The following is a 17,017-nucleotide window of genomic DNA, read 5'->3' on the forward strand; positions in this document are numbered from 1 at the left end:
GGGAAAATAATGAAAAAGAGTTTAATTGCAGCGGCGCTCGCTGCCACATTTATTACTGGCTGTTCTGAGCCACAAACAACAAAAACTGAGCAAGTAGCAGCAGTTGCAGAAAAGCCACAAGCAACAGAGCAAGCCGAATTAGGCACGTTTGGGGTTGATTTAACTGCGCGTAACGAAGCTGTAAAACCAGGCGACGATTTCTTCATGTACGCCAGTGGTTCATGGTACGACAACTATGAAATGCCAGCAGATAAAACCCGTTACGGTGCATTCTCTGCGCTAGCTGAGCGCAGTGAAGATCGCGTTAAAGAAATTATTGAAGAAATTGCAGCACGTGAAAACTTAAACGCCGAAGAGCAACTGGTCGCTGACTTTTATAACTCGTACATGGATACCGAGACGCTTAATAAACTTGGTATCACGCCAATTAAGCCGTTGCTTAACGACATTAATACGGTTGCCTCTACTGATGATTTGGCAAAAGTATTTGGCCAATCTTGGCTTACGGGTGTAAGTGCACCACTTGGTGGCGGTATGTGGTTTAACCGTTTAGATCCCAATAAATACGAAATGTCATTAGGTGCAGGTGGCTTAGGCTTACCTGATCGTTCTTACTACCTTGAAGATGCAGAACGTTTTGTAAAAACCCGTGAAGCGTATGTTGCACATATTGCCGATATGCTTAAATTTGCAGGGGTTGATAATACCACAGAGCGTGCACAAGCGATTTTAGCGCTTGAAACCAAAATTGCAGAAGGTCATTGGCCACGTGAAAAACGCCGTAATCGTGATTTAACCCTAAACCAAGTAAAACGCGATGAGTTAATTGCGCAATACCCAGGATTTAACTGGGATTTATACTTTGCACAAACAGGTTATAAAGTACCACAATTAAATGTATCGCAGCCTGAACCTGTTAAAGCCATGATTGACTTAATCAATAACGAAGATTTAAGCGTATGGAAAGACTACCTTACATATCATGCGATTAATGGTAACTCACGACTATTATCTGAAGAAATATTTAACACTAGCTTTGCCTTTTATGGAAAAGAGTTAAATGGTCAACAAGAGCCACGTCCACGCTGGAAACGCGCTATCAGCCAAATGTCTGGCACTAGCTCATTGGGCTTTGCAATTGGCAAAATTTACGTAGATCGTTATTTCCCTGAGTCATCTAAGCAACAAATGTCTGAACTTGTTGAAAACTTACGCACAGCACTTGGTGAGCGTATTGATAACTTAGATTGGATGGGCGCAGAAACAAAAGTAAATGCGCGTGCAAAATTAGCGGCGTTTGTGCCAAAAATTGGTTACCCAGATGAATGGCAATCTTATGAAGGCTTAAGCATTAGCAAAAATGACTTAATGGCTAATGTAAAAAATATGCGTGAGTTTTTCCAAGCTGAAAGTGTAGAAAAAGAGCTGAAAAAGACCGACCGTAATCGTTGGGGCATGACACCACAACGTGTTAATGCTTACTACAATAGTTCGTTTAACGAAATTGTATTCCCTGCCGCTATACTACAACCGCCGTTTTTCGATCCAAATGCAGATCCAGCAGTAAACTACGGTGGCATTGGCGCTGTAATTGGCCATGAGATGGGCCATGGCTTTGATGATCAAGGCTCAAAATCTGACGCTAACGGCATTCAACGTAACTGGTGGACTGATGAAGATCGTGCTGCTTTTGATGCTAAAGCTGACAAACTGGCGGCTCAGTACAGCAAATATGAGCCAATTCCAGGTAACTTTGTAAATGGCCGCAACAGTTTAGGTGAAAATATTGGTGATGTGGGTGGTTTAGCCATGGCTTATCATGCTTACAAACTAAGCTTAAATGGTAAAGAAGCACCGGTAATTGACGGTGTAACCGGCGATCAACGTTTCTTCTTAGCATGGGCACAAGTATGGAAAGAAAAACGTACTGAGCAAAGTATGTTAAACCAATTACGTGGTGGTACACACGCACCAGGTCGCTTTAGAGCACAAGCGCCTCGTAACCATGATGCTTGGTATAAAGCATTTGATGTAAAACCAGACGATGAGTTATACCTACCAGAAGAAGAACGCGTTCGTATTTGGTAATACCTGACAAACGTTCATCATTTGTAACGAATAAACAGCCCGCTTATGCGGGTTGTTTTATTTTTGGCTACTAACAATACTTACTAGCCCTACCCCGCATTTACCTTTAGAATATGGGCTTGCAATTTTTTTCAATTATTTATACATATTAAGGCGAAACGCAGATGGGAAGAGCTTACCAAAACAAAAAAGATTCAATGGCTAAAACTGCGGGTGCTAAAACTAAAGTTTATTCTAAATACGGTAAAGAAATTTATATTTGTGCTAAAAATGGCGGTGTTGATCCAGACGGCAACCTAGCACTACGTCGTTTAATTGAACGCGCTAAAAAAGACCAAGTACCGGCTCACGTAATTGAACGCGCCATTGATAAAGCTAAAGGCGGCGGCGGTGAAGACTATGCAGCCACACGTTATGAAGGTTACGGCCCAGGTAATTGCATGATTATTGTTGATTGTTTAACCGACAACAACAAACGTACTTTTGCTGATGTACGTGTATGTTTTACCAAAGCAAACGCTAAAATTGGCGCACAAAACTCAGTTTCACACTTGTTTGATCACCTTGCTATTTTTGTGTTTGACGGTGACGACGATGAAACCGTACTTGAAGCGCTGATGATGGCAGATGTTGATGTTACCGACGTTGAAGTAGAAGATGGCAAAGTGACCGTATTTGCACCGCACACTGAATACAACAATACCCGCACAGCACTTGAAGAAATGGGTGTGACAGAATTTGACGAAGACTTAATTGCTTTTGTACCTCAAGTTGAAGCGCCTATTGAAGGCGAAGACGTTGAAGTTATGGAGCGCTTTTTAGCCATGCTTGAAGATTGTGACGACGTACAAAACGTGTACCATAACGCTCAATTTTAATCGTTAAGCGAACAACCTGAACTTCGAATAATAAATCTGTTTCAAGCAGAGTACAGATCAAATAATGTTTAAAGGTCAACTTAGTTGGCCTTTTTGTTTTATGTAAAATGGATTAATTAATTTTGAATACCCTTTCACAACTTCGCAACGGCCAATTGCTTGGCGCAACACATCTACAATTGGTTGAAACGCTAAGCGACTTTCCTGAAGAAATTTTTACACTTGCTGATACCCTCGAAGTCTTGGATTTATCAAATAACAATTTATCTGATTTACCTGATGAATTTGCTTGCTTAACAAAATTAAAACGACTGTTTTTGTCGTTTAATCAGTTTAACCATATACCTAAAATACTCGCTAAGTGCCCCGCTCTTATTATGGTTGCCTTTAAAGGTAACCAAATAACTGAGTTTGCAGATAACAGCCTGCCTAAAGCGATTGAATGGCTTATTCTTACAGATAATAAAATAGCCAAACTGCCTGCAACATTTGGCCAATACACTGCGCTTAAAAAGCTGGCTTTGGCAGGTAACCAACTCAGTGCTCTACCAACAAGCATGGCAAACTGCCATAACTTAGAACTAATTAGGCTCTCTGCAAATCAATTAACTCATGTTGATGATTGGCTATTTGAACTTCCTAAGCTTACTTGGCTTGCATTTGCAGGTAATTGCTTTAATAAATCACAGTGCCTTACCCAATCAAATTTAACCAATAAACCACTGAGTGACTACTCGCTCAGTAAAGTAATAGGCCAAGGCGCATCAGGGATTATTCATCTTGCTTATTCAACAAATAAAGAGCCGGTTGCTGTTAAGTTATTTAAAGGGAGTATTACAAGCGATGGTTATCCGCTGGATGAAGTTAATTGCTGCTTGCAAGCGCTTGAGCATCCAAACTTAATTAAAGTACTGGCTTACATTGAACAACAGCAACAGCTTGGTTTAGTGATGGAGTTAATTGATTCAAGCTTTACGAATCTAGGCTTACCTCCCAGCCTTGATACCTGTACTCGTGATACATTTGAAAGTGATTGCCATTACTCTACCGATACAATTTATAGCATTGCAAAGCAAATGGTTTGTACTGTGGCACACTTACACCAACACAATATAAGCCATGGTGACATTTATGCGCACAATACTATGGTAAACCCGCAAGCAAGGGTTCTGTTTGGTGATTTTGGCGCAGCTACTGATCTTACTATGCTGAGTGATTATCAACGTCAACAAATGCAATTAATAGAAGTGCGCGCTTTAGGGTGTTTAATTGAGGATTTACTTACCACCTGCCACGAGCAAAGTGCTGAAGTAATGCACTTACAACATATTTCGCAGCTATGCATGAGCGAAAATGTTGCACAGCGGCCAACGCTTAGAGTATTAGCTGACTTTTTATGATTGCTGCGGCCATGAATCTTATGGCCGCAATCTAAAACTACAGACTATTTTTGTTTTTTAAACGGGTAAATTTGTTGCTTTAGCATACCTACAGGCATGTAGTCCCCGACAACACCATATTCTTTAGGCCACTCTGCTTGGCCTTTTACCGCAGTACCAAATAAATAATCTAAAAACGAGAAATGGGCTGCATAATTTCGATCAATGGCAGCTTTATCGGATGCGTGATGCCAATGGTGAAACTGCGGAGTAACCATAAAATATTTCAACCACCCAAATTTTACATTCACGTTAGCATGATTAAATACGGCTTGAAAACCAACAATAATTACATATAAGCTGATTATTTGCTGTGAAAACCCCAGCACAAATATAGGGGTTAACACTAAACTACGGGTGATCAGTATTTCTAAAATATGCTGACGAGAGCCTGCGAGCCAATCCATTTCTTTGGCACTGTGATGCACACCATGAAATCGCCACATAAATGGCACTTCGTGATACGCACGATGCGTCCAATACTGCATTAAATCAGCCACCAAAATAATTAAAAATAGCTGAAGTATAAACGGCATTTGCGCTATGTAAGCTTGCAGTGTGCTCGAAACCGCCCAACCAAAACCATAATGAACAAAATGATTAGTAACCAGTAATACAAAGCCCACTATTAAGTGATTAACAAAGAAGTGGTTTAAATCCCCGCGCCATTCACTACGAAGTATTTTTTGCTCTTTTCGATGCGGAAGTAGTTTTTCAATTAAAATAAAAATTAAGGTAGAGCCTAGTAAGTCTAATATAAACCAATCTAAGCCAATATAAGGAGTGTTATCTGCAAAGTCATTCACTTCAACATTCGGGCCACCAAAGCTAATGGCCAGTATAATAAAAAACCACGCAGTGGCACCCAAACGCTTATTCGTATTTCGTACAAAATTAAGTAACCCTAAGCTACCGGAAATAATAAGAGCAACAAACATGAGCTGACGTAAAAAGTCAACGCTATAGCTTTTGCGTAATTCTGGAGTTGTTAAATATTCCGGAAAGTGGAATGCAAGCACTCCTAAGCAACTTAATATTGCCAAAAAGCAAGCAATATAACCGCTGATATTACCCTCACCAATTTGCAGGTGACTAGTACGAAATATTTTTTTAGTGACGTGTTTTAGCATTATTTCCCTTAATATAATATGCAGTCCCTATTCTAGTGCGCATATTCTAGCAAACTTTGGGCTAACTAAAACACAAAAAAAGCCACGCAGTGCGTGGCTTGGCTGGATAAAGTAAAATTTAACTACACGGAAAAATTATAAATAAGCACCCAGCGCTTTAACTTGATCTAACATGCGGTTTGAGAAACCCCATTCGTTGTCGTACCACGCCATTACTTTAACTAATTTACCATCAGCACGCGTTTGCGTTGCATCAAAAATTGATGATGCTGGGTTATGGTTAAAGTCGATAGAAACAAGCGGCAGCTCATTGTACTCTAAAATACCTTTCATAGAGCCAAACGCAGCATCTTTAACTACTTGGTTAATTTCTTCAATACTTGTGTCACGCTTAGCAATAAATGTTAAATCAACTAACGACACATTAATGGTTGGTACACGTACCGCCATACCATCTAGTTTACCGGCAAGTTCAGGCAGAACTAATCCAACCGCTTTTGCAGCACCTGTTTTAGTTGGGATCATAGATTGAGTCGCACTACGCGCGCGGTATAAATCTGGGTGGTATACGTCAGATAAGTTTTGATCGTTGGTGTAAGCATGAATGGTGGTCATGCTACCTTGTTCAATTCCTACTGTATCGTTAATTGCTTTAGCAACAGGCGCTAAACAATTGGTTGTACATGAAGCATTAGAAATAATGTTGCTATCGGCATTAATTACATCGCTATTTACACCGTGTACTACTGTAGCATCCATATCTGTACCAGGAGCCGATACCACTACTTTTTTCGCGCCCGCTTCAATATGCTTATTAGCTGCTTCGCGAGAAGTAAATAACCCCGTACATTCAAGTACGATATCAACGTTTAGTTCTTTCCACGGTAAATTAGCAGGGTCACGTTCTTGCGTTAGCGTGATCACATCATCGCCAATTAGCATAGTGTTATCTTTAAGTGTTACTTGCTGTGAAAAACGACCATGTACTGAGTCAAACTGAGTCAGATGAGCATTTACATTGGCTGGGGCTAAATCGTTAATAGCCACAATTTTAATTTCATTATTTTGCGCTGATTCATACAGTGCACGCAATACATTACGACCGATACGGCCGTAGCCATTAATTGCTACATTAATCATTTTTGACTCCTATTAACTTCACATGCTTGGCGAGCAAGCGTTTCAATAGCTTGCCAGTCTTTATTTTCTATAAGTTGTTTGTCTAACATCCACGTACCACCTACACAAATAACATTGTTAAGTGCTAAGTAATTAGGCGCAGTAGCTAAACTAATGCCACCAGTTGGACAAAAAGTAATATCAGGTAATGGGCCGCCAATCGACTTAATCATCGCAGTTCCGCCTGCAGCTTCTGCAGGAAAAAACTTTAAAAATTTAAAGCCGTGCGCTGCTAAGTTCATCACTTCGCTTGGGGTTGCTGCACCGGGTAAAAAAGGAATACTTGACTCTTTTGCCAATGCTAACAGTTCATCGCTTACGCCTGGGCTCACCATAAAGTCAGCGCCCGCTTCAACTGACGCGTTAAAGCTTGCTTTATCAACCACAGTGCCAGTACCTACATAGGCCTCTGGTACTTCAGCTTTCATTAACTTTACAGCTTGTGCAGCAATTGGTGTACGTAGTGTAATTTCAAGTGCTTTTAAGCCACCGTTGTACAACGCTCTTGCAAGTGGTGCGGCATCTTCTAGTTTTTCGATTACCACCACTGGCACAACGGGTGCCGATGCTAAGATTTTTTCAATACTCATTACTTGTTCCTCATTACCCAATATGGCTAATTATTATTCAAGTCCAAAAGCACTTGCACCTAAGTCGGCACTGCTTACGATATTTCTAAATCCAGTAAATAATTCACGGCCTGTACCAAATGTTTGGCTTGCTTGGCTAATTTGTAGCTCACGCTGTGCAAGTTCTTCGTCGCTTACATGCACTTTTAAAATACCATTTGGCGCATCTAAAGTAACAATATCGCCTTCATGGATTTTAGCTATAATGCCACCTTCAACTGCTTCAGGTGCTAAGTGGATTGCCGCTGGTACTTTGCCTGATGCACCCGACATACGTCCGTCAGTAACAATGGCCACTTTATAGCCCTGATCTTGTAATGTTGCCATTACCGGCGTGAGCTTATGAAGCTCTGGCATGCCTTTAGCCTTAGGGCCTTGCTCTTTAAGAACAGCAATGAAATCTTGGTTAAGCTCACCACGGGTATAAGCGTCTTGTAACTCACCTTGTGAGCTAAATACTTTAGCTGGTGCTGACACCACTTGATGAGATTCTGCAACGGCTGATACTTTAATAACCGCCTTACCTAAGTTACCAGTTAGTAGCTGTAAACCACCTTGCTTGCTAAATGGATTACTTACAGGACGAAGTACTTCTTCATCATGTGAGTTTTCAGGACACGCAACCCATTTAACTTTACTAGGGCCATTGGCATCACTCATAATCAAGTTATCGTCTTTATCGAGTAGCGGCTCACACATGTAAGGTGCAAGACCTTCGCCTAAAATAGTGGTTACATCTGTATGTAGGTAACCAGCACCTGCTAATTCACGCATTAAGAAGCCCATACCACCAGCTGCTTGGAAATGGTTCACATCAGCAGAGCCGTTAGGGTAGATACGTGTCAGTAGTGGTACAACAGCGGATAAATCAGACATGTCTTTCCACGTAAGCTGAATACCAGCCGCTTTTGCAATTGCCACAATATGGATTGCATGGTTGGTTGAGCCACCAGTTGATAGCAAACCAACGAGACCATTAATAATGGTTTTTTCGCTGATCACATCCGCTAAACACGGGCCATCTTTGTTTTCTGTAAGCTGCTTGAGCATGGTTTCAACTGCATTACCCGTTAAGCCATCACGCAATTCTGTGTATGGATTGATAAACGAGCTACCTGGTAAGTGTAAGCCCATAATTTCCATTAACATTTGGTTTGAATTTGCAGTGCCATAAAACGTACAAGTACCCGCGCTGTGATAAGAAGCACTTTCCGCCTCTAATAACTCATCGCGAGATACTAAACCTTGGGCAAACTTCTGACGCACGCGTGCTTTGTCTTTGTTTGGAATACCTGACTGCATTGGTCCTGCTGGTAAAAAATACACAGGTAAGTGACCAAATGATAAAGCACCAATTAATAAGCCAGGAACAATTTTGTCACACACACCTAAACAAAACACACCATCAAACACATCATGCGATAAAGAAACCGCAGTAGACATAGCAATAACGTCACGAGAGAAAAGCGATAGTTCCATGCCGTCACGACCTTGGGTAACGCCATCACACATTGCAGGTACACCGCCAGCAACTTGCGCGGTCGCGTCAAATTTAGTGGCAATGCTTTTAATTAAATCTGGGTATTCTTTGTAAGGCACATGCGCAGATAACATGTCGTTATAAGAATTAATAATTGCAAGGTTTGGCACCTCATCTGCTTTTAAACGCGCTTTGTCATCGCTGCTGCACGCAGCCATAACATGGGCAATATTGCCACAGCCTAAACCAGCACGAACTCTTGTTTGTTTTTTTGCGTGCGAAATACGATCTAAATAGGCTTGACGGGTTTGTTTACTGCGCTCAATAACGCGTTCTGTGACTTCTTGAATTCGAGGGTGCAACATAATTTTACTCATCTCTATTCGTTAGAGGATAAAGGCTCAGTAACAATTATAGACTCCACGAAAATAACTGTACTGAGCATCTTTGACTTACCCGTTCAAAGGTACGCTACCAGGGAGCCTCTCACAACAACCCTGACACCGGTGTCAGGGTATTAACGCATGACAATGACACCGGTGTCAACCCTGAGTAATAAAAATAGTCATTTTTTTTAACATGTGCAATAAATAAACGTGAATTTTTAGTGAAATATTAGCGGCAAATAATGAAGGTTAAAAATGCAGATAAAAAAAGCCCGAGTAAGCGTCACTCATACTCGGGCTACTGTGAAAAAGCGGTTTTATTTTACGGCTGCGGTTGACTCTCGCGTGATTAATTTTGCTTCTAAAATCACCTTATACGGCGACTCTTGCGGCTCAATAATATGGGTAATTAACTGGGTAACAGCTTGTTTAGTCATTTCTTCTACGGGTTGCGCTATAGTCGTTAGCCCGGGCCAAATATGACGCGCTATGGGGGCGTTATCAAAGCCAGCAATAGAAATGTCATCTGGTACACGCAAGTTACGCTGTGTGGCTAATTTAAGCACGGCGGCTGCCATGTAATCATTCGATGCAAATACAGCAGTAGGTCGTGGCGATAAATCTAAAATACTACGCGCACTGTCTACCCCTGAGTGATAACTAAAGTTACCCTCTTCAACTAAGCGTTCATTAAATTCAATACCATGGCTTGCTAACGCGCGCCTGTAGCCTTTAAAACGCTGCTGTGTAGCACTGTGATCTGGGTGACCTTTAATAAACGCGATAGACGTATGCCCTAGGTTTATTAAGTGCTCGGTAATTTCAAATGCGCCCTGCTCGTCATTACTGGTAACAGAAATAGAGTCATCTTCTAAAATAGCAGAAGCCACTCGAGCATAAGGAATCTTTTTCGACTTTAAAAAGTCAACCAGTTCTGAAAAGTCACAAAATGGTGGCGTAAGTACTAAACCATCAAGGCGTGATGACTGTAATAGCTGCTCTATATTATTAATAAGTGCATCACCTCTGAGCTCACAAGGGTGAATCAGCAAGTTATAGTTGTTTTCTTGGCAAGCAGCTAATGCGCCTGTTTGCACTCGAGTAATATAACTTTTACTTGGGTTATCGTATAAACAACCAATAATAAAACTACGGTTTTGTGCAAGCCCTCGAGCAATGGGATTAGGTGTGTAATCAAGCTCTTTAAATACCGCTAATACTTTCTCGCGGGTGGCCGCGCTCACATTTGGTTCGTTATTCAGTACGCGCGATACCGTTTTTTTAGATACACCGGCATAACTAGCAACGCTATTTATAGTGACTTTTTTCATCTATTTATTTCCAAATGTATGCAACGTAATTAAACCTGTTGACTCGTATGCAAACACGCGGCAGCACCAATTAAAGGAATGTTGTCTTGTGTTACTAATGTGACCGGAATTTGACCTGTATATTGCGACATTATGCCCTTTTGTGAAAAGCGCTCCATGAAGCGGCTTTCCAGTAAACGAGCCTGCATTCTTGGTAATATGCCACCGCCAATATAAAGGCCACCAAGAGCACCGTAAGCAAGCGCTAAGTCGCCTGCTACACTGCCAATCCAATCACAAAACTGATTAAGCGTTGCCTCACATACTTCACATTCACCGCTGTTGGCTAAGCTACTAATTTGTGCAGCGTCTAAATTCTTTGCGGCGACCCCTTTAACTGCAGCCATTGCTTTGTACAAATGAGCAATGCCTGGTCCAGAAAACACAGTTTCTACCGATACATGTGGGTGGTCTTTCTTAAGTGCTTGAATAAGCTGAGCGTCAAGTTCATTTACTGCCGCTAGAGAAATATGACCACCTTCTGAACTCATTACCGCACACGAATGTGCAGTTCTTACTAAACACGCTGCACCAAAGCCTGTACCTGGGCCCATTACACCAATATTTGCTGTGTCGTCTGCTTGGCCAGGTTTAACGGTTACGTTTTGAGAAGGATCTAAATACGGAGCGGCGTAAGCGAATGCAGCAAAGTCGTTTATTACGCTTAATTGTTCAAGGTCAAAATGCTGTTTGAAATCATTAACGCTAAAGTGCCAACCTAAGTTAGTTAAGTGAACTTGGCCTGCGTTAATTGGTCCTGCCACTGCTAGGCACGCACGTTTAGGATTTATATGAGACACTGTTGATAAGTAATACTCGGTAGCACTTTCGAGCGATCCATAATTAGCACTTGGAAACGTATGATTATGCTCAATGGTAAATTGATTACTTGATTCGTCGAACCCCGTGATCAACGCAAAGCGAGCATTTGTGCCGCCAATATCGGCAACCAGAATTGGATCAAAGTGTGTGCTAGAGTGTAAACCCATAGTGTTATCTCTTTTGTTTAAGTAATGAGTACTTATTATTTTAATGGGGTATCATTGATACTTATTTACTTTGAGCTATCACCTCAAAGCAGCTATCACTGTAAAAAAGGCTACCTTTAATAATAAAGGTAGCTAATACGTTTTGACAACAAAATGATAAAACGTCCTTATTGTGACACCGGTGTCATGAAAAAATCAATAAAAAAATGCCTTTATTGACAAATAAGCTTGAAAAAAATCACTAATAAACGAGAATAGCCCCTTATTGTCCTCTTAAATAAGTAATCGTGATGAAAGGTAAAGCCACCTCATTTGATATAGCCCACTATGCTGGGGTGTCTCAATCTACAGTTTCTCGTGCTTTACGAAATAGTCCCTTGGTAAATGATGAAACCCGAAGGCGGGTTCATGACATTGCCAAAAAGCTTAATTACAAAGTTGATAAAAACGCCAGTAACCTGCGCACTCAACAAAGTAGCACCCTAGCTTTATTGTTGTTTGAAGATCCGACCTCAGATGAATCGCAAATCAATCCGTTTTTTTTAGCCATGCTGGGCAGTATTACTCGTGCCTGCGCTAAAGAGGGTTACGATTTACTCGTGTCATTTCAATCGGCCAGTGCTGATTGGCAGGCTGATTACGAAGACAGTCACCGTGCAGATGGCATCATTTTATTAGGTTATGGCGACTACATAGATTTTCAGCCTAAATTTAACACCTTACTTGAACAAAACACCAAATTTGTTTGCTGGGGAGCAAGTGTTGATAACCGCCCTGATTTAACCATAAGTTGCGATAATTATGGCGGCGGTAAACTCGCCGCTGAGCATTTATTGGCACATAGCCGAAAAGACTGCGCGTTTATAGGCGATGCCTCTGATCATAGCCCCGAATTTTTTGCCCGCTTTAATGGCTTTAAAGACGCGTTACAACAAAATGGCATTACACTTAATGAGCGTAAAATTGCCAATGCTATCTCTACCGAAGAATCAGGCTATCATGCCACTCGTTCATTAATTGCTAATAACATTACCTTTAATGCACTTTTTGCTGCCAGCGACCTTATAGCAATAGGCGCAATACGGGCATTAAAAGAAGCCAATATTAACGTACCAAAAGATGTAGCCGTGATAGGCTTTGATAATATATCTATTGCCAGTTACATTAATCCGCCGCTGACAACCATAGAGCAAAATACCACTATTGCTGGGCAAATGTTGGTTGAAAACCTATTAAAGCTCATTAGGGGTGAGCAAGTGCAAAGCACCCTACTACCACCGCGTTTAATTGCACGTGGCTCAAGCTAATTCATTCAGTAAAACCACTTTTAAGAAGCAACAAAATTAAAGACAACAGCGCTCTTTTACCTTAAATTAATTCAGGCTTTATTTCATTTTTACGGTCATTTGTCCTTTTTACTTTCAATACTAAAGCTGGTGCTTTCGTAACATTAACAGGCTATTCACACCTCGCTATCACATTAGTTTTTTTAATCTGAAAGCAGCTGTTTTTAATGTAATTTTTCACTCGTCAATGCATGCTTTTATCACTACAATCCTGTTTTTATTTTATTGTTAAAACTTCAAGCGATCATCTCATGCTATTAACCATCGTTTATATTATAGGTATTACAGCAGAAGCCATGACCGGTGCTCTTAGCGCTGGGCGCAGAAACATGGATTGGTTTGGTGTTATGTTAGTAGCCAGTGCCACAGCTATTGGTGGTGGTAGCGTGCGAGATATTTTATTAGGTAACTACCCGCTGACTTGGGTAAAACACCCAGAATATTTACTGATCACTTGCCTAGCCGGTATTGTTACCACTTGGTTGGCAAAATGGGTGGTTAAATTTAAAGGCATATTTATGCGCCTAGATGCACTAGGGCTTGCTGCGTTTAGTATTATTGGCTGCCAAGTTGGACTTAATATGGGTTTGCACTATGGAATTTGTGTGGTCGCAGCTATAGTAACAGGTGTATTTGGTGGATTATTACGAGATTTAATTTGTCGCCAAGCACCATTAGTACTTCATCATGAACTTTACGCAAGCGTAGCACTTATAGTCGCGTGTTTATACTTAGCACTGCACCACTACAACATTGATGACAATATCAGCGTGGTTGCAAGTTTAGTAGTAGGCTATTTAATTCGCATGGCGTCGGTACGCTTTAAATGGCGCTTACCAACATTTAATTTATTAGAGCCCGCTAATTTAAATAATGAGCAATAACAGCAGCGGTTAATGCCCACCTGCCCTAGCACTTTTAAATAGCCCGAATACTTTTCGGGCTAACAAACTAACCACAAAAAGAACTCCCAAAGCAAAACACAGTATGCTCAAGGGCATAAACACGCTTTCATGTAGAACACCATTATGATCAACATATTGATACACACTGTTTTCTATCAGCATAAAACCCGTGCCAAGCAATAAAAAGCAAACACTCAGTGTGGCTGTTTTGTTTGTAAAAAGCGCATAATCTATCCATAAATATTTTATTAAATTGTCGGGATAGCAGTTTGAATGAACGAATATTAATCTACAGTAACTGAGCAACATTGATTTTTAAAATAAAAGTCACGCTCATTAAACTAAGCTTTTAGACATATAATAAAATCTGTCGTCTTCTTTATCTATGCTGAAACCTGAACGTGTGTAAAGCTTGTGCGCAGGGCTTATTTTAAAAACGCGAAGCCTAAGTTGCATAGCACCTCTGTGCACAGCTAAACGAGAACACTCACTAATTGCTGCTGCACCAATACCCATATTTTGAAACGCAGTATCTACTTGTAAGTCACGTATATAGCAACCCTCATCATCGAAAGCCAAGCGCATTGCACCCACTACATCGCCATTTAACAAAACATCCCAATTTTCAAGGTCTGAAATTTGCTCACATATTTTAGGTTGCTGCCAATCAACGCCATAATGTTCATAATATCCACGCATATTGGTATAGGTTAACTGTGCAGAAGCCATTAAATCGGCTGTGGGCTGATAACACATATTCATTATTGCCATTCCTTTGTTTAGCGACCTTTACAAAACTTGTTGTGCTTGCTGGTTTTTAAAATATTTATTTACTAATAATGACTGCAACAAGCTAGTACTACTTGATGCAACCCAGTACAAACCAATTGCAGAAGGAAAGTTAACCAGAGTAACCACACAAATAATTGCGGGAATTAGGAACAATAAAGTGCTGGTTTGTTCTACGCTACCTGGCATCATCATCATAGATAGATATGTAATAGCTCCCACTAGTAAGGAAAGCGCAATGTCAGGCTTTGCAATACTGGCAATCCAGGCAAACTTACTAGTAAATACAATTTGTTGCAGAGCCTGAAAAGTTCCAAGGCCAAATACACCTTGGCTTGCCATATTAATCACACTTTTTTTATCGATAAACTTAATATTGTGCTTTTTATACAGCGCCATAGTTAATTTTGCGATTTCACTGGGCTGGTCTTTATAGTTGCTCTTTATGCTATCTAGCTCAGGTTTTAGTGCGGCAATTGCTTTTTTATTTCTAACCATATTAGCCATAGCGACAAGGTTAATCGGCATTAAAACTAATCGCCCAATAACGGTAAACAAAATAATTGCAGCCGCTTGGCTTACGCCCACATCTTGAGTAAAAAAGGTGATTGATTGCACGATCAAATCAGTAAATAAATTCCAAATTTCCATTTTAGTTTTCCTTTTAATATTATGTATTAAAAGCAACCATCGCGACATATTATGTCAATAGTTTATTTTAAACTAAAAATGGGTTGCTATGATATAGAGTCAACTTAAACGGGTAAAAGAGCAAAAATCGACTCTAAAACTTTATTAGGCATTTTGCTTTTTAATCCACCAGTTTGTAAATACTAAAACTAAAAAAAAGCCTAAAAAGAAAAAATGCACTGCAACAAGAAAATAGTATGTCTGCGGACTTTGTTGGACAAAATAGTCAGTATTTCCTTTCCAAGAAATATACCCCTCCGAAAAAGCATAATATAATTTGCTAGCTAAAATTATGCTGAGCAAAGATGTGATGACTTTTACGAAAACGAGCCTAGAAAAAAACTCACGGTCTTTGAGAACTTGTCGTTCTTGAGGCTTGTTGGCCGCAACCTCAATCTGTTGGCAAATTTTAAAATACCGAAGTGGGTAAGCTTGCTGATCAATTGAGCTGCGCGCCTCCAATAACTCTTGGAGGCTATAGTTTTGGTAATCTGGCTCCATTAAGTATCCTGCGTAGATGCCTATAGATAATGACTCCCACACGGTGTTAGCTTAATTCAATGCTAGAGCCATAATTAGTTTGTCAATTAACTAAACGACAAACGTTAACATGAATAAACATTCACATAAAGAATTCAATGACGCCCATCCTAACTGCCAGCTATAAACTTAATCATAATTAAATTCCTAAATACATTCTTACTTCTGTATATGTAAGAAATCCAATTATCTTATAAGTTTATTTTATTGAGTATACACTTAAGTAATAACAGCAGATATTACTATTAATGCCCCACTAAACATCAACCAAAAAAAAGCAAAAACAAACCACTTTTGAATATGTTTAGGTATACTCTGCCTTTTTTCAAACATTCCGTAACGCTTAGCATGAAAGGACCAAATAAAAACCGTAGCGTATTGTAGAATTCCGCTAGCGGATAAAAAGATGTTAAGGCTATAAAACTTAACACCATCATCAAGAGTTTCTTCGAGTAATGGTAACCACTTAGTTTTTAAGTAAATAACCAAACCAATCCAAATAAAAACACCTATACAACCACCGAAAAAAAGTATGCTGAAATGACTTGAATGGAAGATGGATCAATTAATTGCATTATTTTATACCATTCGCTTCATATAAAACTTCCCCTTTTGACTCACCATACTTGTTATGTGAATTATTTTCCGTATCTGCGAATTACAGATACTTTACCATTTTCTAACTCTAAAACATCGAGTACCACTTTACTGTAACTAAACTCAGAGCCATCGGAGCGTAAGCCTTTAGCAGAGAAAGTATGTTTAAGTGCAATAGAATTATAACCGACAATATACTCAAGAATTTTAGCTTCATACTCTGTATGAACACCTAAATAACGTGACATACCTTCACGCATTAGTTTTTTACCATTAGCCTCTCTGGAATCATCTGGAGCATTCGGGAAATGCTGATTGCCCACATCTTCAGTTAATAATGATAGATAACTCTCTAAATCTTCTTTGGATGCTCCAGGCCTTTGAGTATTAGTCATTGCTTGATGATATTGATTAACGAATTGCTCGTAATCAAATTGCTCTTCATTTGCAAACGCATCGGATGAAATTAAAATGATTAAAATAGCTAGAATTGAAATATATTTCTTCATTGGTACTCCTTACCGTGAGATTCACATAACGCCCTGTTAAGGGGCAAATTGTAGTTGGCTAAAATAAGCGAGG

Annotated in this window: 16 protein-coding genes; 5 read left to right on the top strand and 11 right to left on the bottom strand. The window is 40.0% G+C overall.

Annotated elements, in window-relative coordinates; genetic code table 11:
• Positions 1 to 9 precede the first annotated feature (9 nt).
• The 3 genes from CWB78_RS00705 to CWB78_RS00715 all read left to right on the top strand — a co-directional run bounded on the left by CWB78_RS00705 (position 10) and on the right by CWB78_RS00715 (position 4,366).
• Positions 10 to 2,088 (top strand): M13 family metallopeptidase, encoded by a 2,079-nt coding sequence (locus CWB78_RS00705; protein ID WP_138593915.1) that lies wholly within the window; start codon positions 10 to 12, stop codon positions 2,086 to 2,088.
• A 164-nt stretch (positions 2,089 to 2,252) separates the two neighbouring features.
• Positions 2,253 to 2,966: a YebC/PmpR family DNA-binding transcriptional regulator gene (locus CWB78_RS00710; RefSeq protein WP_008110544.1), complete on the top strand. Its 714-nt coding sequence runs from the start codon at positions 2,253 to 2,255 to the stop codon at positions 2,964 to 2,966.
• Positions 2,967 to 3,088: 122 nt separating this feature from the next.
• Entirely contained in the window at positions 3,089 to 4,366 is a 1,278-nt protein-coding gene (locus CWB78_RS00715) for a protein kinase (RefSeq protein ID WP_138593916.1), read from the top strand.
• A 44-nt stretch (positions 4,367 to 4,410) separates the two neighbouring features.
• Here CWB78_RS00715 and CWB78_RS00720 read toward each other — a convergent pair whose 3' ends face one another.
• The 6 genes from CWB78_RS00720 to glk all read right to left on the bottom strand — a co-directional run bounded on the left by CWB78_RS00720 (position 4,411) and on the right by glk (position 11,568).
• Positions 4,411 to 5,535: a sterol desaturase family protein gene (locus CWB78_RS00720; protein WP_010389847.1), complete on the bottom strand. Its 1,125-nt coding sequence runs from the start codon at positions 5,533 to 5,535 to the stop codon at positions 4,411 to 4,413.
• A gap of 135 nt (positions 5,536 to 5,670) precedes the next feature.
• Positions 5,671 to 6,675 carry a type I glyceraldehyde-3-phosphate dehydrogenase gene (gene gap / locus CWB78_RS00725; protein ID WP_010389845.1) on the bottom strand — a complete coding sequence of 335 codons (1,005 nt, stop codon included), beginning with the start codon at positions 6,673 to 6,675 and terminating at the stop codon, positions 5,671 to 5,673.
• The gene (gene eda / locus CWB78_RS00730) at positions 6,672 to 7,304 is read right to left on the bottom strand and encodes a bifunctional 4-hydroxy-2-oxoglutarate aldolase/2-dehydro-3-deoxy-phosphogluconate aldolase (protein ID WP_054200836.1); all 633 of its coding nucleotides are present in this window, start codon (positions 7,302 to 7,304) and stop codon (positions 6,672 to 6,674) included. The genes gap and eda overlap by 4 nt, the downstream gene beginning before the upstream one ends.
• A 33-nt stretch (positions 7,305 to 7,337) precedes the next feature.
• Positions 7,338 to 9,188: a phosphogluconate dehydratase gene (gene edd / locus CWB78_RS00735; protein ID WP_138593917.1), complete on the bottom strand. Its 1,851-nt coding sequence runs from the start codon at positions 9,186 to 9,188 to the stop codon at positions 7,338 to 7,340.
• A gap of 338 nt (positions 9,189 to 9,526) precedes the next feature.
• Positions 9,527 to 10,540: a LacI family DNA-binding transcriptional regulator gene (locus tag CWB78_RS00740; RefSeq protein ID WP_010389842.1), complete on the bottom strand. Its 1,014-nt coding sequence runs from the start codon at positions 10,538 to 10,540 to the stop codon at positions 9,527 to 9,529.
• A 29-nt stretch (positions 10,541 to 10,569) separates the two neighbouring features.
• The gene (glk, locus tag CWB78_RS00745) at positions 10,570 to 11,568 is read right to left on the bottom strand and encodes a glucokinase (protein WP_010389841.1); all 999 of its coding nucleotides are present in this window, start codon (positions 11,566 to 11,568) and stop codon (positions 10,570 to 10,572) included.
• Positions 11,569 to 11,858: 290 nt separating this feature from the next.
• Between glk and CWB78_RS00750 the strand changes: the two genes are divergently transcribed.
• Both CWB78_RS00750 and CWB78_RS00755 read left to right on the top strand, forming a co-directional pair.
• On the top strand, positions 11,859 to 12,875 hold the full coding sequence (locus CWB78_RS00750; protein ID WP_010389839.1) for a LacI family DNA-binding transcriptional regulator: 1,017 nt from the start codon (positions 11,859 to 11,861) through the stop codon (positions 12,873 to 12,875).
• Positions 12,876 to 13,165: 290 nt separating this feature from the next.
• On the top strand, positions 13,166 to 13,798 hold the full coding sequence (locus CWB78_RS00755; protein WP_075169453.1) for a trimeric intracellular cation channel family protein: 633 nt from the start codon (positions 13,166 to 13,168) through the stop codon (positions 13,796 to 13,798).
• A gap of 9 nt (positions 13,799 to 13,807) precedes the next feature.
• On the opposite strand, the gene CWB78_RS19060 is transcribed toward CWB78_RS00755, so the two are convergent.
• The 5 genes from CWB78_RS19060 to CWB78_RS00785 all read right to left on the bottom strand — a co-directional run bounded on the left by CWB78_RS19060 (position 13,808) and on the right by CWB78_RS00785 (position 16,944).
• On the bottom strand, positions 13,808 to 14,128 hold the full coding sequence (locus CWB78_RS19060; RefSeq protein WP_283957122.1) for a DUF3955 domain-containing protein: 321 nt from the start codon (positions 14,126 to 14,128) through the stop codon (positions 13,808 to 13,810).
• 27 nt (positions 14,129 to 14,155) lie between these two features.
• On the bottom strand, positions 14,156 to 14,581 hold the full coding sequence (locus CWB78_RS00765; RefSeq protein ID WP_138593918.1) for a GNAT family N-acetyltransferase: 426 nt from the start codon (positions 14,579 to 14,581) through the stop codon (positions 14,156 to 14,158).
• Between the two features lie 27 nt (positions 14,582 to 14,608).
• On the bottom strand, positions 14,609 to 15,259 hold the full coding sequence (yidC, locus tag CWB78_RS00770) for a membrane protein insertase YidC (RefSeq protein WP_138593919.1): 651 nt from the start codon (positions 15,257 to 15,259) through the stop codon (positions 14,609 to 14,611).
• Between the two features lie 144 nt (positions 15,260 to 15,403).
• A complete protein-coding gene (locus CWB78_RS00775; RefSeq protein WP_138593920.1) occupies positions 15,404 to 15,799 on the bottom strand; it encodes a hypothetical protein in 396 nt (131 codons plus the stop codon).
• 677 nt (positions 15,800 to 16,476) lie between these two features.
• Positions 16,477 to 16,944, bottom strand: coding sequence for a nuclear transport factor 2 family protein (locus tag CWB78_RS00785; protein ID WP_138593921.1), 468 nt, complete (start codon positions 16,942 to 16,944; stop codon positions 16,477 to 16,479).
• Positions 16,945 to 17,017: the final 73 nt, after the last annotated feature.

The sequence above is a fragment of the Pseudoalteromonas sp. S1612 genome (genome assembly GCF_005887175.1).
In the GTDB taxonomy this organism is placed as follows: domain Bacteria; phylum Pseudomonadota; class Gammaproteobacteria; order Enterobacterales; family Alteromonadaceae; genus Pseudoalteromonas; species Pseudoalteromonas undina.

Excerpts from the sequence above, each read along its gene's own strand:
- glk (WP_010389841.1), bottom strand. The coding sequence starts at position 11,568 with ATGGGTTTACACTCTAGCACACACTTTGATCCAATTCTGGTTGCCGAT.
- CWB78_RS00740 (WP_010389842.1), bottom strand. The coding sequence starts at position 10,540 with ATGAAAAAAGTCACTATAAATAGCGTTGCTAGTTATGCCGGTGTATCT.
- CWB78_RS00755 (WP_075169453.1), top strand. The coding sequence starts at position 13,166 with ATGCTATTAACCATCGTTTATATTATAGGTATTACAGCAGAAGCCATG.
- CWB78_RS00750 (WP_010389839.1), top strand. The coding sequence starts at position 11,859 with ATGAAAGGTAAAGCCACCTCATTTGATATAGCCCACTATGCTGGGGTG.
- edd (WP_138593917.1), bottom strand. The coding sequence starts at position 9,188 with ATGTTGCACCCTCGAATTCAAGAAGTCACAGAACGCGTTATTGAGCGC.
- CWB78_RS00775 (WP_138593920.1), bottom strand. The coding sequence starts at position 15,799 with ATGGAGCCAGATTACCAAAACTATAGCCTCCAAGAGTTATTGGAGGCG.
- CWB78_RS19060 (WP_283957122.1), bottom strand. The coding sequence starts at position 14,128 with ATGTTGCTCAGTTACTGTAGATTAATATTCGTTCATTCAAACTGCTAT.
- eda (WP_054200836.1), bottom strand. The coding sequence starts at position 7,304 with ATGAGTATTGAAAAAATCTTAGCATCGGCACCCGTTGTGCCAGTGGTG.
- CWB78_RS00720 (WP_010389847.1), bottom strand. The coding sequence starts at position 5,535 with ATGCTAAAACACGTCACTAAAAAAATATTTCGTACTAGTCACCTGCAA.
- CWB78_RS00705 (WP_138593915.1), top strand. The coding sequence starts at position 10 with ATGAAAAAGAGTTTAATTGCAGCGGCGCTCGCTGCCACATTTATTACT.
- CWB78_RS00785 (WP_138593921.1), bottom strand. The coding sequence starts at position 16,944 with ATGAAGAAATATATTTCAATTCTAGCTATTTTAATCATTTTAATTTCA.
- yidC (WP_138593919.1), bottom strand. The coding sequence starts at position 15,259 with ATGGAAATTTGGAATTTATTTACTGATTTGATCGTGCAATCAATCACC.
- gap (WP_010389845.1), bottom strand. The coding sequence starts at position 6,675 with ATGATTAATGTAGCAATTAATGGCTACGGCCGTATCGGTCGTAATGTA.
- CWB78_RS00710 (WP_008110544.1), top strand. The coding sequence starts at position 2,253 with ATGGGAAGAGCTTACCAAAACAAAAAAGATTCAATGGCTAAAACTGCG.
- CWB78_RS00765 (WP_138593918.1), bottom strand. The coding sequence starts at position 14,581 with ATGAATATGTGTTATCAGCCCACAGCCGATTTAATGGCTTCTGCACAG.